Annotated in this window: 10 protein-coding genes; all 10 read right to left on the reverse strand. The window is 40.3% G+C overall.

Going from position 1 to position 17,169, the window contains the following annotated elements; translation table 11 throughout:
- Positions 1-280: 280 nt before the first annotated feature.
- Positions 281-2,632, reverse strand: a complete 2,352-nt coding sequence (locus NBH15_RS15750) for a glycoside hydrolase family 95 protein (RefSeq protein ID WP_250823020.1) — start codon at positions 2,630-2,632, stop codon at positions 281-283.
- 12 nt (positions 2,633-2,644) lie between these two features.
- Positions 2,645-4,603 carry a glycoside hydrolase family 97 protein gene (locus tag NBH15_RS15755; protein WP_128135487.1) on the reverse strand — a complete coding sequence of 653 codons (1,959 nt, stop codon included), beginning with the start codon at positions 4,601-4,603 and terminating at the stop codon, positions 2,645-2,647.
- 417 nt (positions 4,604-5,020) lie between these two features.
- Positions 5,021-5,476, reverse strand: a complete 456-nt coding sequence (locus tag NBH15_RS15760; RefSeq protein WP_128135486.1) for an HU family DNA-binding protein — start codon at positions 5,474-5,476, stop codon at positions 5,021-5,023.
- Between the two features lie 236 nt (positions 5,477-5,712).
- Positions 5,713-7,233, reverse strand: coding sequence for a sulfatase family protein (locus tag NBH15_RS15765; RefSeq protein ID WP_244050520.1), 1,521 nt, complete (start codon positions 7,231-7,233; stop codon positions 5,713-5,715).
- Positions 7,234-7,282: 49 nt separating this feature from the next.
- Complete coding sequence (locus NBH15_RS15770; RefSeq protein WP_250823021.1) at positions 7,283-9,061, reverse strand: arylsulfatase; 1,779 nt, start codon at positions 9,059-9,061, stop codon at positions 7,283-7,285.
- A 319-nt stretch (positions 9,062-9,380) separates the two neighbouring features.
- On the reverse strand, positions 9,381-10,970 hold the full coding sequence (locus NBH15_RS15775) for a sulfatase family protein (protein WP_128135647.1): 1,590 nt from the start codon (positions 10,968-10,970) through the stop codon (positions 9,381-9,383).
- Between the two features lie 134 nt (positions 10,971-11,104).
- Positions 11,105-12,541 carry a glycoside hydrolase family 30 protein gene (locus tag NBH15_RS15780; protein ID WP_250823022.1) on the reverse strand — a complete coding sequence of 479 codons (1,437 nt, stop codon included), beginning with the start codon at positions 12,539-12,541 and terminating at the stop codon, positions 11,105-11,107.
- A gap of 49 nt (positions 12,542-12,590) precedes the next feature.
- Positions 12,591-13,961, reverse strand: coding sequence for a sulfatase-like hydrolase/transferase (locus NBH15_RS15785; protein ID WP_250823037.1), 1,371 nt, complete (start codon positions 13,959-13,961; stop codon positions 12,591-12,593).
- Between the two features lie 50 nt (positions 13,962-14,011).
- Positions 14,012-15,670, reverse strand: a complete 1,659-nt coding sequence (locus tag NBH15_RS15790) for a beta-N-acetylhexosaminidase (protein WP_369977445.1) — start codon at positions 15,668-15,670, stop codon at positions 14,012-14,014.
- A gap of 49 nt (positions 15,671-15,719) precedes the next feature.
- The gene (locus NBH15_RS15795; protein ID WP_250823023.1) at positions 15,720-17,168 is read right to left on the reverse strand and encodes a sulfatase family protein; all 1,449 of its coding nucleotides are present in this window, start codon (positions 17,166-17,168) and stop codon (positions 15,720-15,722) included.
- Position 17,169 lies beyond the last annotated feature (1 nt).

A 17,169-nucleotide genomic window follows, 5' to 3' on the forward strand; every position in this document is an offset into this window, starting at 1 on the left:
GGTCACCTTAATTGACCTCAAAGGTATGATTTCAAATCGTCGCGCCTAAAAAGTAGTATCTAATAGACTATATTTCAATTATTTCAAAGAACTATTTATCCACTTTTACGGGACAGTAATGATAATATATATATAATAAAACTGTTTTTTTAATTTGAAAAAAGCAACACTACTATGCCAACCAACTTGACACTATAGTGCTACTTACCATAGCACTATAGTCATACAACCAATAGGACTATAGTTTGACCAAAAACCCCCATTTCATCGAGGATTTTTCTTATTTTATGACGAAATCCGTACCTGTTGACACCTGTATTTTTTTCACTTTATCCCCATAACGGACATTCACCTTTTGCGGTTTGTCGGCAGAAATCTTAGCAGAAACCAGTTTACTGTCTTCCCATTTCATATCGACCGTATAGCCACCCCGTGCACGCAATCCCCGTATCTCTCCCGTTTTCCAAAAGGGAGGTAACGCAGGAAGCAAATGAATTTCTCCATTATGGCTTTGCAACAACATTTCGGCAATACCTGCTGTACCTCCGAAATTACCGTCTATCTGGAAAGGAGGATGGATATTAAACAAATTGCTTTGGGTTGTTTTAGCCAGTAACATCTGTACATTGTTGCCAGCCTCTTCCCCATCTTGCAAACGGGCATAAAAATTAATCATCCAGGCACGGCTCCAACCGGTGTACGAACCTTGTCGGTTCGATTCATTCTCATTGTAGAAACGACGACGTTCAATGGTTTTACGGGCAGCTTCAAACAAATCCTTCTTGGTTGAATTGATCGAAGTACCCGGATAAAGCCCAAAGAGATGAGAGATATGCCGGTGCCCCGGTTCGACCTCTTCATAATCTTCAATCCATTCCTGAATTGTCTGATAACGTTTGCTTATCCGTATAGGCGGTAATTTACGCAAGGTTTCAGACAACTTCTTATTATTCTTAGAGTCTGCACCAACAATCTTACCGGCATCCAGGCAAGCATGAAGCAACTCGTATATAATCTCAACATCCATCGTTGCACCATATGTCAGCATATACGTCTTACCATTCGGTAACTTATACCTGTTTTCCGGTGAATTGGAAGGAGCTGTCACCAGATACCCGTTTTTATCTTCCACCAAATAAGACATGATAAACTCGGCAGCTTCCATCATAGCTGGATACGCCTCGTTCTTCAAATACTCCTTATCGCCATTAAACAGGAAATGTTCCCATTGATGTAAGACCAACCAAGCACTCGCAATCGGGAAAGTACCCCATCCCACTCCATCGGCAATGGCTGTACGACCGAAAGGATCTGTCAGGTGATTCATCGTCCACCCTTTGGCATTGTAAGTTTTACTTGCTGTTACCCGACCTGGTACCCGGAGCGCATTGATGAAATTGGAAAAAGGCACTACCGTCTCCGACAAATTACAAACCTCTGCCGGCCAGTAGTTCATCTGGATATTGATATTCGTATGGAAGTCGGAACTCCAAGCCGCATACATATCTTCATTCCATAACCCTTGCAAATTAGCCGGAAGTACACCGGGAGCACGGGAAGAATTCATCAATAGATAACGCCCGTATTGGAAATAAAGCGTAATCAAGGAAAGATCGGTTTCTCCGTTTTTCACCCGTTCCAATCGACGGTCGGTGGGTAATATGGAAGACTCGCCCATATTGAACGTCACACGGTTGAACAGACTACTATGATCTGCCACATGCGCCTGCTTTACTTTTTCATACGAATCCTTACCCAGCCGGGCAAGAATTTGTTGGCACGTTTTCAACGGATCGATTTCCCTGTCGACATCCAACTTAGCAAAATTATAATCTGTAGCAGCTGTCAAATAAAAAACAACTTCGTCTGCCTTTTCTACATAAAACGCATTGTTCAACGCCATCAACTGCCCACCTTTATGAAACCCGGCAATCCGGCCAGCAAAACGCATGTGAGGACCGATCGCACCCATTTCCGCTTCCGGCAAATCTATAATCTGCCCCTTTATCTCCAACTCATTGGCCGATACCGGACAGGCTGTAGCATCCTGTTCCCTGTCATAATGTAACCGGAACGTCAGAGCGCCAGGCGTATCGGCCGACAAACGAATGACGACGACATCATTTTCAGCAGAGACGAACACTTCACGTTTATAAGTCACCTGATTTAACGTATAAGAGACAGAGGCAATGCCAGTCTCCAGATCCAGTTCCCGCCGGTAATCGGAAACAGCCGAATTAACGCTCCGGCCGGTCAATAAGTCTATATAAATATTTCCAAACGGCTGATAAGAACGAATACGCAAGGGATCGCTTTTCATGTATTTTTCCGATAACTCCACCGCCTTTCCGATCTCTCCATTTAGCAACAATTGTTGTATTTCAGGCAGTTTGTCGGCAGATGCCGCATTGGCATCGCTTTTGGCTCCGGCCCACAGACTTTCTTCATTCAACTGAATGGTTTCGCGTCGATAGTCACCGTACACCATCGCTCCCAAACGGCCGTTCCCCACCGGAAGAGCCTCGTTCCAATCTTTTGCCGGCTTGTCATACCATAACCGGCAATCCTGTTGTTGCGCCGATAGCGCGATCGAAACTATACAACAAAGTGTGATAAATAGATTCCGTTTCATAAATATAATATTTTAATACCTGCTAATACGAGCCACGAAGCCACCGCCCGACATCAATTCTTCTTTAAGCCGCTGGCCGGAACGTACTTTACTTTTCTTCACCACAAGCTGTTTCCGGTTGCCGGGGGCATCCGTAGCTATTTCCATCTGATATTTCCCTTTCGGCAAGAAATCCAGCTTCGCATCAAACGTACGGGCATCCTCTCCGTTAAGGACGGTCAGATACCAAACATCCCCTTTTCTGCGTGCCAAAGCAGCCAACCTGCCGATCTCGCTTTCCGGCAATACAACCGTTTCATCCCAAATCACCGGTACACTTTCTATAAACGAGCGTCCGGGGCAGGACAACATTTCATCCACATCTGCCGCAAAGATCAACATCGGGGAGGTAAACATATAAATGGATGATAACTGGCATCCAAAGGTGACGGAGGGAGAGCATTGCGTAGTGAAACTCATCGGCGTATAATCGGCAGCTCCTACCAACCAACGGGTAAAGGGCAATACCGTATTGTGATAAGGCCAAGCCGGTCCCGGAGCCCAGCTATCCTCTCCACCTACACATTCCAAACCTCTCACCGCCTCTTTCGCCAACAAGTTCGGATAGGTATAGGAGTCGCCGGTCGGTTTATTCACACCGTGGAAGATAACCATCAACTTCTCTTTGGCGGCATCTTTCAAAATATTCTCCATCAAATTCACCGTAAAGAGGTTTTCGGTATGGAAGAAGTCTATCTTCAACCCTTTCACCCCAACTTCCGCGCATTTCTTCATGAAATTGGTGCGTTCTTGCGGATCCACCAGACCAATGTCTGATTTATTTCCAGAACGGGGAGACGAAGAACGCCATACCCAAATATCCACATTCTTGGCTTTGGCATAATCCACCAACTCTTTCAGTATTTCCCATTTAGTCCGTCCGTTTACCTCTTTCTCTGTTTGTTGCCACAACTCCCAGCCATCGTCTACCACTACGGATTCAATACCCAGTTCAGCACATCCGTCTACAAACCGTTTTTGCGTAGCTACACTTAGTTTCTCACTACCCTGCACATACCACGTAAAGGTCGCCCTACCCGGTTTTATCCAATCTGTCTTTGCTCCATCCGGGAAAAGCGTTTTATTCGGCTGATCAGAAACCTGAGCAATGATCTGGTTATTTACCAAGCCATTCAAATCTTTTGACAACATAAGGATACGCCAGGGAGTTACAATTTCCTGACTTTCCGCTTTCGGGGAAACAATCCACGGGATATTACGCACTTCTTCATGCCAATATTTAGCAGGAGGAAGGCCAGTAACTATTCCCGTTTCCACATGTCCCTTATTTTCCACATAACCAAACTGTACCTTGTTCGGAGCTGTACCCAACAGTACTGCACCATGATAATTGAACAGATTTGCTTCCGTGATCGCCGCATAAATTCCATTCGGTAAATGAAAAGTCGCAGGCGGAGCCAACAACTCGCCTTCTATACGGTCAGTCTCCCGTTCCTGGTACTGTTGCAACCAGCCGTATTGAAATGGACCGCTGGCATACCAAACTTTAGTCTGTGACGGGAAAATAAACGATGTTTCCTCTCCATAAATACATACAGGTCCATCTGCCGGAACGCGGTAACGCAGGGCAATCCCGTCAGGAAATATCCGGGCATCCAGATAAAAACGACTTCCGTCGGCTTGTTGTAATTGGTAGACAAGCGTATTATTTTCCTTTTTTTCCTTGTTAAGCAACTGAACGTCTTTCCCCAGCAGACGGTGATCAACATTCAATCCTAAAGGAGCTTCCCGGATAACTGAATTTTCCTCATAAGAGACATCCAGTACCAATTGTTTATCGGTATTCGCCTCTATTTTCAACTTTACCGGGGTAGCAGCGGTAACAGCGTCTACCGCCTCCCCTTTTACAATCTGACTTATACTCAATAAGAACAGGGCTATGGCTAAAAACTTCGTTATACGATTATTCATCTTAAGTTATATTAGGTTTCAAAACATTGAAATGGTAAAAATAAGAAACAAATCCAATAGGTACTTTTATAAAATACGGGTATTATTTTGCAAAATCCGGGATTAAGGGAAGAAAACTATCCGCACGCCTTCAAAAAATCAGTCGATAAAAGTAAAGGATAAAACAGGACTATATCACACCGGTTATCGTGGTCTTTGATTGTCGCGGAGAAGCAACAGCTACGGGTCGGTTTACGACCGGCAGGTCCGCACCGGACGCAAACACCGGACTCGTTGCTATCACAAATGTGGCTCCTACAAACATTTTACCCAACAAAGGAGGGTAGATGCATTGAAAAAAGATATTGCATAACTTTATTTCATTTTGAAGAATAAAACAATAGCTATGCAATACCTCTTTATTCGTTCAGAGAAAGATTATTCGATCTCCGGACGGTCTTCTCCACCACCTTCTTCGGGTGTCGTCTCAGCTGCGCCGTTAAACTCCATCCAGAAGATGTTGTCGCTTACGAGCGTGCGGTTCATAGACTTGCTGCCGCTCTTCTTCGTGGCTTCGGGGATGAAACGAACACGTACGCCGGTGATCTGCGATGCATTCACTTTGTCGGCCGTTTCGGCTCCGTTACCGTTGGAGGTACAGGTGTAGTAGAAAGTACCCAGACCATCGATCTTCACGCTCCGTCCCTGAGCCATATAATCGGCCAAAACGCCTGCCAGATCCATCAGGACTGCATAGACGTCAGCTCGGCTCACGGTAGAAATCTGCGACAAACGGTCGGCCACCTCTTTCGTAGCTACGGGCTTACCCACGGTAACTGCTTGCGGGTGCCACTTGCCCCCCATCTTTTTAAGAACTTTTTTAAAGAATGCCATAATTGAACATTTTTAAAAGTCTTCCCCTGCTCTTTGTATATGCAACAATCCGAAAGCCGGCATGGTGACCTATAAGAAGTCATCCTGTCACCCATAGGCAACATTGCTGTCTTATGGGATTGTTTTCGATACCTCAAGCAGAGGGTTTAATCTCGTTACCGGAGTTCCCACGCCATCTCCGGCTTAGCGTGTCATGTTCAGATTAAAGGATGACCTTTCCTTGTATGTCATCAGAGTTACTTTTTGATAAAGACATCGTTCAATTGCCTCCAGGGATAATTTCCGTCATTCTTCTGAGGTCTACCGGGAGTACTTCGGCCTTCTTCCACATACTTCACCAATAAGGAACGCAGTTCGGCCACTTTGTCCGGATACTGCGCTTCAAGATTTTTCCGCTCGGACGGATCAGTCTTCATATTATATAACTGTACTGGCGGCAACGTTGCCAATGCCGTCGAATCATTCGGCTTCGGTGCGCTCCAACCTCCCGAACTCGGAGACAGCAGTAGCTTCCAGTCTCCCCTGCGAATGGTGAACTGACCCGCAATTGAATGATGTATCGTAGCTTCCCGGATGGGAGACACATCTGAATCTGAAACGATTGCCGGCATCAAATTATAACTGTCTTCTCCTTCGGAATCCATCAGGGTATATCCGTTCAGAGCAGCAAAAGTCGCATAAAAATCAGTGAGGCAAACCGTTTGATCTACATGATGAGGTTTGGTACCTCCCGGCCATCGAAGAATACACGGTACGCGATGACCGCCATCAAACAAATCCGCCTTATGCCCACGATAAATCGAGTTCGGATAATGCCCCTGAGCAATCAGTTCTTCGATTCCGGCAGCCGGACTGCATCCATTGTCGGTTGTGAATACAACAATCGTATTTTCATCTTCCCCCGATTCTTTCACAGCCTGTAAAACACGTCCGACCATCGCATCGACCATCAATACAAAATCGCCATAATCACCCAAGCCGGATTTACCTTGAAACTCTTTTACCGGCAAGATAGGTGTATGCGGAGCCGGAAGTGGCAAATAAAGGAAATAAGGTTGGTCGGAAGAAGCTTTTTCTTTCACATAACGGCAAGCTCTGTCTATCAGGTTGGGTAATACCTCTTCATGGACAAAGTCTGCCCCCGTCGGTCCTTTTCGCCACCAACTGTATTTTCCTTTATTGACAGTTTCCCTATCAGGCAGCGAAGTCGGCATATCATTCTCGATATAAACATAGGGTGACATATCCAAAGAACCACAAAAACCATAATAATAATCAAATCCCCGGGTGCTAGGTCCGTTAGCTACCGGCTTGCTGAAATCAACACTATCTGCTCCAGCTTCAATATTATTCCAATCCCATCCCAAATGCCATTTGCCTATACCGGCTGTCGTATAACCTTGTTTATGTAACATAGAAGCCATTGTCTCCCTGCCCGGGGCAATCAGGGCTTTCGAATAACCGTTCAAAACTCCCTGTTTCATCGTCGAACGCCAGTTGTAACGTCCTGTCAGAATACCATAGCGAGTAGGGGTACTTACCGATGAACTTGAATGGGCATCTGTGAAAACGACCCCTTCACGGGCCATTCTATCCAGATTTTCCGTCTTAATTTTAGATTTGGCATCTAAATAAGACACATCTCCGTATCCCATGTCGTCAGCTAGGATAAAAATGATGTTGGGCTGTTTATCTTTTGCCGACATGTTCAACACACCAGCTGCCAATAAGGGTAATAACATAAACTTTTTATTCATGATCAATACTGTTAGAGTTTTTTAATTCCTATTTAATATCTTCTCTAAATTATTTTAATGGGCTGCTTATATAAATATAATATGCCGGAAAAGTTCTATCTGCTTTATCTATCAGTTCCGCAGTCATATCATATTTACCTGCCGGAATTGTGACTGTAAAATTCACCTCGGTTGAATTGGCTGCTATCTTTTGTTTTTTACTTACATTCGCAAGATAAAGAAAGGCCTCTGTAAAATCCGATTTTGTACTGGCAGGTGTGTGTGTTTCTATTTCGATCCGAGAATTAGTCTTAGGAAATATGGAATTAATAGGCAGCCCGCTCTCACGGGGAAAACGGCAAAGACTAATATTATAAGTTCCTCCTTTAATGAACTCGATTTTCCATACACCTGATGCACGTCCTGCCGTAATAGCACTATTTTGATGCCATACAGAAAGACTTCCATTGAGCATATCGTGTGCTGAAATTCGAACCGGATTTTCTTTCTCTGTTCCAACCTTTATATATGCGTAACGTTCACTAACACCTTCTTCCATGATAGAACTCCACCAATCTTCATAGCCTAAAGATAGCCTTTCTGCTACTTCTGGATGTTCGTCTATTACATTCTGTTTTTGCGCCAAATCTGTTCTCATATCATACAGTTCTTTTCCGTTTACCAAACGCCAATTGTTATCCATGACTGTATAACTTTTATATTTCACCAAATTAAGCTCGCGTTGAGTATCCATATACAAAACGCGATTCGGCCAATTTTCGGCTTCACCATATAGCAAAGGCTTCAAACTGATACCATCCAACGCTTTTGGGGGATTGAAATCCAGATTTAACAAATCAACAAATGTAGGCAACAAATCGTAATGTGCCACTAAAGCCTCTACATCTTTACCTCCGGCAATACCTCCTTGTGGCCAACGAATATAAAAAGGAACACAATGTCCACCTTCATATACACTGCCTTTTCCACCTTTCATTCCTGCATCATACACTCTGTTTCCTCCGGCCGTGCCATTATCCGTAGTAAATATAAGAATTGTATTTTCTCGCAATCCCAATTCCTCCAGCTTTCTTTCCAAACGAGCAAAGTTATCATCCACATTTGTTATCATACCATAAAAACGTTTTATATTTTCCGGTAGATTTGCGTTTTTATATTTCTCTAAATACTCTGCAGGGACATTTAATGGTCCATGGGGAGCGTTCGTGGCAATATAACAGAAAAAGGGCGTATCTTTATTGGCTTCTATAAATTCCAAAGCATTGTCAAAAAATACATCCGTACAATAACCTTTGTAATCTTCTGTCTTTCCATTATGCCAAAATGTATCATCAAAATAATCATTGTCCCAATAATCCGGTCCTTGACCTATGCCACCTCCACCATGGCGTACCACTTCGTGAAATCCTCTATCCTCTGGACGGAAAGGATAATTGTCTCCCATATGCCACTTTCCGAACATACCATTTACATATCCGTTTTGGGCCAATATTTGAGGTAAAAGTACTTCATCTTCATACAATAACGAACGTCCGTTGATTGTATGAAACATATTCAACCGGTTCGTATGTCGTCCGGTCATGATTGAACTGCGGGTGGGAGCAGAGGTAGTAGAAACGTGGTAATTTGTAAACCGTAATGCCTGTTCATAAAAGGCATCAATATGCGGGGTGTGAATATAAGAGTTGCCTTCACAACCTAAGTCGTTTTTCCCCTGATCGTCCGTCATTACAAATATAATATTCGGACGAGTGTTTTCTTGTGCCTCTGTTCCTGTTTGGAAGAGCGAAAATAAGGTTAAAGAAGCTATTATTCGATTGTGTTTCATAATATTTTTTATTAATGAGTATGCAGAATTAATCCGCCTAAGTTTTTTATCCGGTTATTTGACTTTCTTTCTATAATTCGGATTTCTTTCCGGATATAAAGCATTTACCTCTTTTAAATAAGTAGCCAAAAGACTTTTTAATCGATTCGCGTCCTTTTATTCTTATGAATTACATTATTTTTTTCTCCAATATAGATTATATAAATAAAAATCATAACGATAAATATATTTCTTGCTTCCATCCATAATTGGTTGAATGGATATCCTCTTTGAACTATTTATTGTATATAATGTTTTTATTTCCCCTTTATTTATAATATCAATACTCATCCACTTTTAAGTCTATACGAAATTTATTAAGTCTATTTTGCATACGCTCCGCAACTTCTTTGTATTCTTTTTTTCCATACAAGTTATTCAACTCATTTGGATCATTCTGCAAATCATACAATTCTTCTGCTTGGATAGGTTTATTATCTACTTTTCCATAAAAATGAATTAACTTATAGCGACTATCTCTCACTCCATCGTGACGACAAACATGATGTCCGGCATCATAATAATGATAATATAAATACTCACGCCAATTTGTAGGTACTTCCCCATTCAAAAGAGGCACTAAAGAGCAACCTTCCATCTGATCTGGTATCTCTATACCAGCCAAGTCCAAATAAGTTGGAGCAAAATCTATATTCTGAACTAATTCATTACAAACACTACCTGCATTTGTTTGGTTCGGGCAATAAATAATCAAAGGAGTGCGGAACGATTCTTCATACATGAAACGTTTATCAAACCAACCATGTTCACCCATATAAAATCCTTGATCTGATGTATAAACGATAGCGGTATTTTCCATCAATCCCTCCTTTTCCAGATAGTCCAGCAAGCGGCCGACTTGATCATCGATAGTTTTAATACAACGCAAATAATCTTTTAAATACCGCTGGTATTTCCATTTCACTAATTCTTCACCTTGCAGGTTCTGTTTGAGGAATTCTTCATTTTTGGGTTTGTAGGCATTGATCCAAGTGTCACGCTGTTCTTTGGTCATCCGTTCCAAAGACTCTTTCCACGCCTTATCTACCCATTGAATATCTGCAGCTTTTTCTTCTTCTTTCATCAATTCATTTACTTTCAAATCATAAATAAGGGTCATATCCTCAGCTATTCGCATTCTTTGACTGCGGGCAGCATCGCAACGAGTAATATAGTCATCATTAAATGTTTCAGGATAAGGAAATTCTACATCTTCATACAAATCCAGATATTGGGTATCAGGCATCCAGTTACGATGCGGCGCTTTATGGTGTACTAACAGACAAAAAGGTTTATCGTGATCGCGCTTCTCCAAGAAATTAATGGCATGATCGGTTATCAAGGTTGTCGCATATCCCTCTTCCTTTATGTATTTGCCATCGCTTTCTTTTGTTTTAAACGCAGGAGTATAATAATCTCCTTGATCCCAGACAACAGAGTAATAATCAAAACCTTTCGGTTCGCATTGCATATGCCATTTTCCAACGATGCCTGTCTGATATCCATGTTGCTGCAAAATTTCAGAAAAGAAAATCTTTGTCGTATCAATTCCTTTTCCCAAATAACGTTGACCATTCTGGTGACTATATAGACCGGTCATCAAACATGCCCGACTTGGTGTTGACAGTGAATTTTCAACAAACGCTTTATTAAAAAGCATACCTTTGGCTGCTAACCTGTCCAAGTTGGGAGTTGGAGCCAGTTGGCTGATTGGATGTCCATAAGCACTTATTGTTTGGAACGAATGGTCATCGCACATAATATGAACAATATTCAATGGTTTCTTTGGTTCTAAAGCTTGTTTAGAGGCACAAGCGGAAAATAGCAGGGATGAAACCAATAGTGATTCGATCTTATAAATCCTTTTCATAATTCTAATTATTGTTTTTTATCTATATTATTTATAAAATAACTTTTTATTCATAATGATATCATTATGCACCAATGAATACAGGTAGCAATTATCTCCATTTTACTCTAATTTCATAAAAACAATTCTAACAATCATTTATTTAAACAAATAGTATTTAGGCTATTAGGCTTGATAAAAACGGTGCAAGATTTACCATCCACCTTAATATCTAACATCTTACCTTTGCCACTATTCTCCATTATCAAAACGACAATACTATTATCAGGATTCATGAATGTCAGGGTTTCGCGAGTGTTGCCTTTTGCTTCCAAATAAACAGCACCCGGTTTCACAAAATGACTGATATGTTTCATTAAATAATATTCATAACTATACTGATACGAAGATGTTTCAGCATCTACGACTACAAGAGAGTTTTGGGCCCACCCCCATCTACTAATACCTCCTTTTTCCAAGGAGATATTCCAATAATCATAGATAGAGACTCCGCAATTCATATAGTGTTTCAGCAATTCCCACGAATACAAAAAACCTTTCCAATCGTTTTTTCCATCTCCGCATTCCTGCTCTGTTTGAAGAAGCAGCATATCCGGATAGTTTTTATGAATTTCAGAAACCGCACCTTTGCCCGCCCATTGAAAACCGACGCCATGAATGTATTTTGCGGATTTTTCATTCTGCAACACAGAGTCGACTAGTGCTGTATTAGGTCTTTCCATGGTTCCAAACATTACCGACACTCCTTCTTCTTTCATTGCCGAACCTAAATAATCACCAATAAATGAAGTCAATCCTCGAGATGTCCAACAGCAGCTTGGAAATATTTGAGAAGAATTAAATTCATTCTGAGGCATGACTGAAAAAATGGAAATACCCTCTTTTTTATATGCTTGAATAAACTTTTTAAAATAGAGAGCATAAGCCTCTAAATAAACTGGTTCTTGAATAAACATATCTGTCCCTTCAAAACCGACTTTGTCTTTTGGCAATCCGTTTCTATACTTTTCATCATACTCTTCTCCTGTATAAGCACAAGCGTAATGCCTGTTATATTTCATCCAAGAAGGAGGACACCATGGTGATGCCCAGATTTTTAGATCAGGGTTAAACGATTTGGCATTAAGAATAAATGGGATTAAAGTTTTCCGGTCACGCTCTATAGTAAAATTTTTCATCTCAAAATCTCCTTCTGTTTCATTATATGAATACCAGTCCAAAGAAAAATCATTCGCACCTATAGGCATTCTGCAAATATTAAAACAAGCCCCTGTTTTAGGGTCAAACAGTTCTTTCATGATTTCAGAGCGATCGCTCTCTGACAGCTTATTTAAAGAAGTCCATCCCAACTCATTAAAACAAGCACCAAACCCATGGATCGTTTGTTTACGAAAAGGCTGACTCGTATTGATATCTAATGAAAGCGTACCATTTACTTTTTCATCAGTAGATGAAGGTTTGAATTCTTTAAACAGGTCATATTGATTTGTGTAAATGTGTGTATAATTAATATCATTTTTGCAGCCAACCAAAAGGATAGAAACTAAAAATACAAAATAATATTTTATCATATGATTATAGTAGTTTATTTCAGATTAATAATAAATATAGTGTGGCAGATCACTGATTGTTTTTCTTTATTATACTGTCTAGCTCATGAACGATCTCTGGACAAAAATGTAATTGATTACATTTTTGTCCTATATCTGTTTTCAAATCAAACAGTTGTGGCATATCCTTTTTTTTATAAATGCGTTCACCTGTTTCGGGAAGAAATACCCAATTTTCTTTTCGAATACCTTTAATAATACCATCTTTTATATACAAATATCGTTCACGAATAACTTGAGACGGATCATACAGAAATTTTGAAATATCAACCCCATCTACCCTGCTTTCAGGATTTGAAATACCGGCAAGATTCATAAGTGTTGGAAAAATATCAATACTGGCAACAATGGCATCACTCGTTATATTTGCCGGAACCGAACCTTTCCAGCGAATTATACAAGGCACTCGAAGTCCTCCCTCATACAAAGAGAACTTTCCATCTTTCAAAGGATAAGCAGAACCTCCATCATCGCCTTTATCCAACCAAGGTCCATTATCCGATGAGAAAATCACGATTGTATTTTCCGACAATCCCTTTTTGTCCAAAAAATCCAGTAACTTACCAACATTCCAATCAATCTCCTCTACTGCATCTCCATAAGCACCTCTCTTGCTCTTACCTCGAAATTGTTCTGATGCGAATAAGGGATAGTGAGGCATATTGGGAGTAATATAAGCAAAAAAGGGCTGTGTCCCACAATTTTCAATAAAATCAATTGCCTGCTCAAAATACCTCAAAGTCGTAGTGGCTTGATCACAAGGATACTCAATAATCTTATCACCTTCAAATAAAGGGCACAGGTTAGCCAATTTCTCGCGTACAATATTCCTATCGCTTGTTTTTCTGACAAATGCCTGATCTAATAGAGCCTTTTCCAACGTATATCCTTCACGAAAAGTAACATTTGATGCAAATTGTTGAGAAGGACCAATATACATATCATTGCTATAAGGTATTCCAAAATAACGATCAAATCCTTGATCTGTAGGCAAGCTTCCTTCTAAATCACCCAAATGCCATTTGCCGAAACACCCAGTCGCATACCCTCTCGCTTTTAACGCTTCAGCGATGGTTATTTCCTCACTAGGCATTCCCCTCTCTCCGGGCCAGAACACCCAATCCACTCCATTGTGATTATTTTGCTTACCAGTTAGTAATCCGGCTCTCGAAGCACTTGACACAGATGAAGATACATAAAAACTTTCAAGCTTCAACCCTTCCTCAGCCATTCGATCAAGACAAGGTGTATGAATCAGAGGAGAGCCATAACAACTCAAATCATTATATCCTTGATCATCCGTAAAAATAATAATCACATTAGGTTTGTTTTGAGCATGTATTATTGTGGAAAATAATGTTAAAGTTCCGCACAATAACATTGTTTTTTTACTAATAGAAGATATTTGCATTTGTGCTATATTTTACTTATTTATTTCAAAGAATCAGCCGGCATTTCCATGATTGAGGTATCATGAATATCTTTACGATAACCATAACCACGCAATGCATATTTATTCAATAAATCCGGTAAACGTTTCTTGAACGATTCAAAATCTTTTTTCTTCGGATCAGTCCATTGTATCTCAGACAAAGCAGCCATTCGGGGTAAAGCTTGCCACTCCATTTTAACCGTGTCAGAAGTCCACTCAGTCCATATACAAGCCTGCGTTCCTAAAATAAAGGCTTGTTCTTCCGATGTCAAAACAGCAGGAACAGGATCGAAACCATATACACGTTTCACGCTGTTTACTCCTTTCAATTTATTCCAATGCGGATTACTGAAATAAAGAAAATGAATCGGTGTCATAATAACCGGATGATGTTGGCGAGCTGCCTCTATGCCACCTTTCACACCACGCCATGACATTACTGTTGAATTCGGAGTCAAACCTCCCTCTAATATTTCATCCCATCCCATCATCTTACGACCATGAGCATTGATGAATTTTTCCATTTCCTCCATAAAGTAAGTTTGTAACTGGTTCTCTTTTGAATGTTTTAGTGTAGTCTTTAATTCTAACTTACAAATTTTAGCCTGACATTTCGGACATTCTTTCCAACGAGCTTTCGGACATTCATCACCACCAATATGAATATACTCAGAAGGAAAAATAGCCATAACCTCTTCTAAAACATCTTTACAAAATTGCAAAGTCTGATCGTTACCGGCACAAAGAACATCTTTGAACACACCAAATTTGCACGGCACACTATAAGGACCTCCCGTACAACCCAACTCAGGATAAGAGGCAAGAGCTGCCATCATGTGTCCGGGCATGTCAATTTCCGGGATTACCGTAATAAAACGATCGGCAGCATAACGTACTATTTCACGCACCTCATCTTGCGTATAAAATCCTTTATGAGGTATCCTGTCATATTTATTTGTCTTACTATCGATTATTGTAGAATCGCGAGTCGAACCTATTTCCGTTAACTTCGGATATTTCTTAATCTCAATTCTCCATCCCTGGTCTTCCGACAAATGCCAATGGAAATAATTGATATTATGTAAAGCCATCATATCGATCATTCGCTTCATATAAGAGACAGGGAAAAAGTGACGACCGACGTCAATCATAAAACCACGATATGCGAAACGAGGAAAATCCTCAACATTCCCAACAGGAACAGCGGCTAATTTTTCCGTACCTCTCACTTTTGGTAAAGCTTTAAAAAGAGTCTGTACGGCATAAAACAGACCATTTTCACTACCTCCTTTTATTGTAATCAAGTCAGTAGACACCAGCATCCGATATCCTTCCTTTTCTGTTACTTCCTCAGACACCTCTAATAGAATGGCGTTTTTATTCGGCTGCTTTGCAACCAAAGACATTTTTATACCTGACAACTCATCGACATACGAGATCAGAAAGTTGGCTATACGCTTCATGGACTCATTCCTAGTTGGCACGTAAACCACAGTATTCTTGTCGATCACAAACGGTTTTTCAACAGTATCTTGAGTTACTTCATAGGGTTGAGGTATCACATCCAAAGTTCCTACCTCTACTTCAGGTGACGAGCAACATATAAAGGTGAACAGTAAATTAATCCCCAAAAACAAATGATATTTTTTTTCCATCATATTTCACTAATAATAATTTAATATCTACCCAATTATCTATCTACCATTTTTAATGATTCATTACATCATGCCAGTCTTGCTTAACCCGATTGTATGAAGATCGTCCATATTCTTCCCCTTCGAATGAGTTTTGAAAGTCTTTCAATGTAGATTGCAGCTTTTCTTTCATTTTATCAGAAATCATCGTTTCTACAGAAATGATATTATTTTTTTCATAGGGATCTTTAGCTATATGGAATAATTCATATTGACCTTTTTTACAATAAAGTTTATAATCACCATCAACTACTGCTGCCTGAACATCGGAACAGAAAACAATAGAATTTTGCCTCTTATCTTTTTTTTCAAGAAGCAGGGGCATTATATTTTCACCATCGATTTTATGTGATAATGGGATTTGTAACAAACTGGCAATTGTAGGTAGATAATCAGAAGTTACACAAGGTGTAGACAAATGCTTTCCTCCCTTTATTTTACCAGGCCAAACAGCTAAGGCGGGGACTCTTATACCGCCTTCATGTAACGAGCGTTTACGCTCTCTAAAATTGCCGACAGTCCCGGGCACATCTCTTTCTGGTCCATTATCACTACAAAAGAACAACAATGTATTTTCATAAATTCCTCTATCTTTCAAATAACGAACCAAACGCCCAACCTGTTCATCCAAAGCAGTGATGCAACCATAATAGTTACGTTTATCTAGCTCATACTCTTGATACATAGCTCTATGTTCCGGTCCTGCCACACAAGGCAAATGAGGTGCATGAAACCAAACTACACTTAAAAAAGGAGTGTTTTTAGCTACAGCTTGATCAATAAAAGGTATTACCCTATCCATGATAATACGAGAATCGTCTCCGCTTAAATTGTCAGTTACTTTTTCACTTTTTATATTCCAGTAATGTGTACCAAAACTTCGTGAAGAATCCAATACCGCAGAATAATCCCAAAAACGATTTTCTGGCTTTACAGGACAAAGCATCGGATTATAAGTAGGAACTTTCGATTCTGAAACAAAAGCTTCATCATATCCATGTTCGGATGGTGGATTAAATAATTCAGGATGTTTGCTACCTCCACGGTTCGCATCTTTTTCTTTGTCGGTAAGTGTCCCTAAATGCCATTTACCAAAATGGCCAGATGTATATCCTTTTTCTTTTAATATTTCAGGTAAAGTAATTTCTTCTGGTCTCAAAATTCCTACATTTGCATGAAATACCCCGGAACGAAAAGGATGCCTGCCGGTTAATACACTTGCACGTGTTGGAGATGAAACCGGAGCTGCAGAATAAAACCAATCCATAACAGTTCCTTCTTTAGCTAAAGCATCCAAATTAGGTGTTTTTATTATCTTATTTCCATTAAATCCTACATCACCCCAGCCTAAATCATCAGCCATGATTAAGATTATATTGGGACGATTTTCTTCGTTTTGTGAATAACCATGCAAAAAAAAACACGACAATGCACCAAATAACAGCTGACTTTTTTTATTCATT

The sequence above is a fragment of the Parabacteroides caeci genome (assembly GCF_023656795.1).
In the GTDB taxonomy this organism is placed as follows: Bacteria; Bacteroidota; Bacteroidia; order Bacteroidales; family Tannerellaceae; genus Parabacteroides; species Parabacteroides segnis.

Coding starts and splice junctions, on each gene's coding strand:
- NBH15_RS15760 (WP_128135486.1), bottom strand. CDS start 5,476: ATGGCATTCTTTAAAAAAGTTCTTAAAAAGATGGGGGGCAAGTGGCAC.
- NBH15_RS15785 (WP_250823037.1), bottom strand. CDS start 13,961: ATGTTATTGTGCGGAACTTTAACATTATTTTCCACAATAATACATGCT.
- NBH15_RS15770 (WP_250823021.1), bottom strand. CDS start 9,061: ATGAAACACAATCGAATAATAGCTTCTTTAACCTTATTTTCGCTCTTC.
- NBH15_RS15750 (WP_250823020.1), bottom strand. CDS start 2,632: ATGAAACGGAATCTATTTATCACACTTTGTTGTATAGTTTCGATCGCG.
- NBH15_RS15765 (WP_244050520.1), bottom strand. CDS start 7,233: ATGAATAAAAAGTTTATGTTATTACCCTTATTGGCAGCTGGTGTGTTG.
- NBH15_RS15780 (WP_250823022.1), bottom strand. CDS start 12,541: ATGATAAAATATTATTTTGTATTTTTAGTTTCTATCCTTTTGGTTGGC.
- NBH15_RS15795 (WP_250823023.1), bottom strand. CDS start 17,168: ATGAATAAAAAAAGTCAGCTGTTATTTGGTGCATTGTCGTGTTTTTTT.
- NBH15_RS15755 (WP_128135487.1), bottom strand. CDS start 4,603: ATGAATAATCGTATAACGAAGTTTTTAGCCATAGCCCTGTTCTTATTG.
- NBH15_RS15775 (WP_128135647.1), bottom strand. CDS start 10,970: ATGAAAAGGATTTATAAGATCGAATCACTATTGGTTTCATCCCTGCTA.
- NBH15_RS15790 (WP_369977445.1), bottom strand. CDS start 15,670: ATGATGGAAAAAAAATATCATTTGTTTTTGGGGATTAATTTACTGTTC.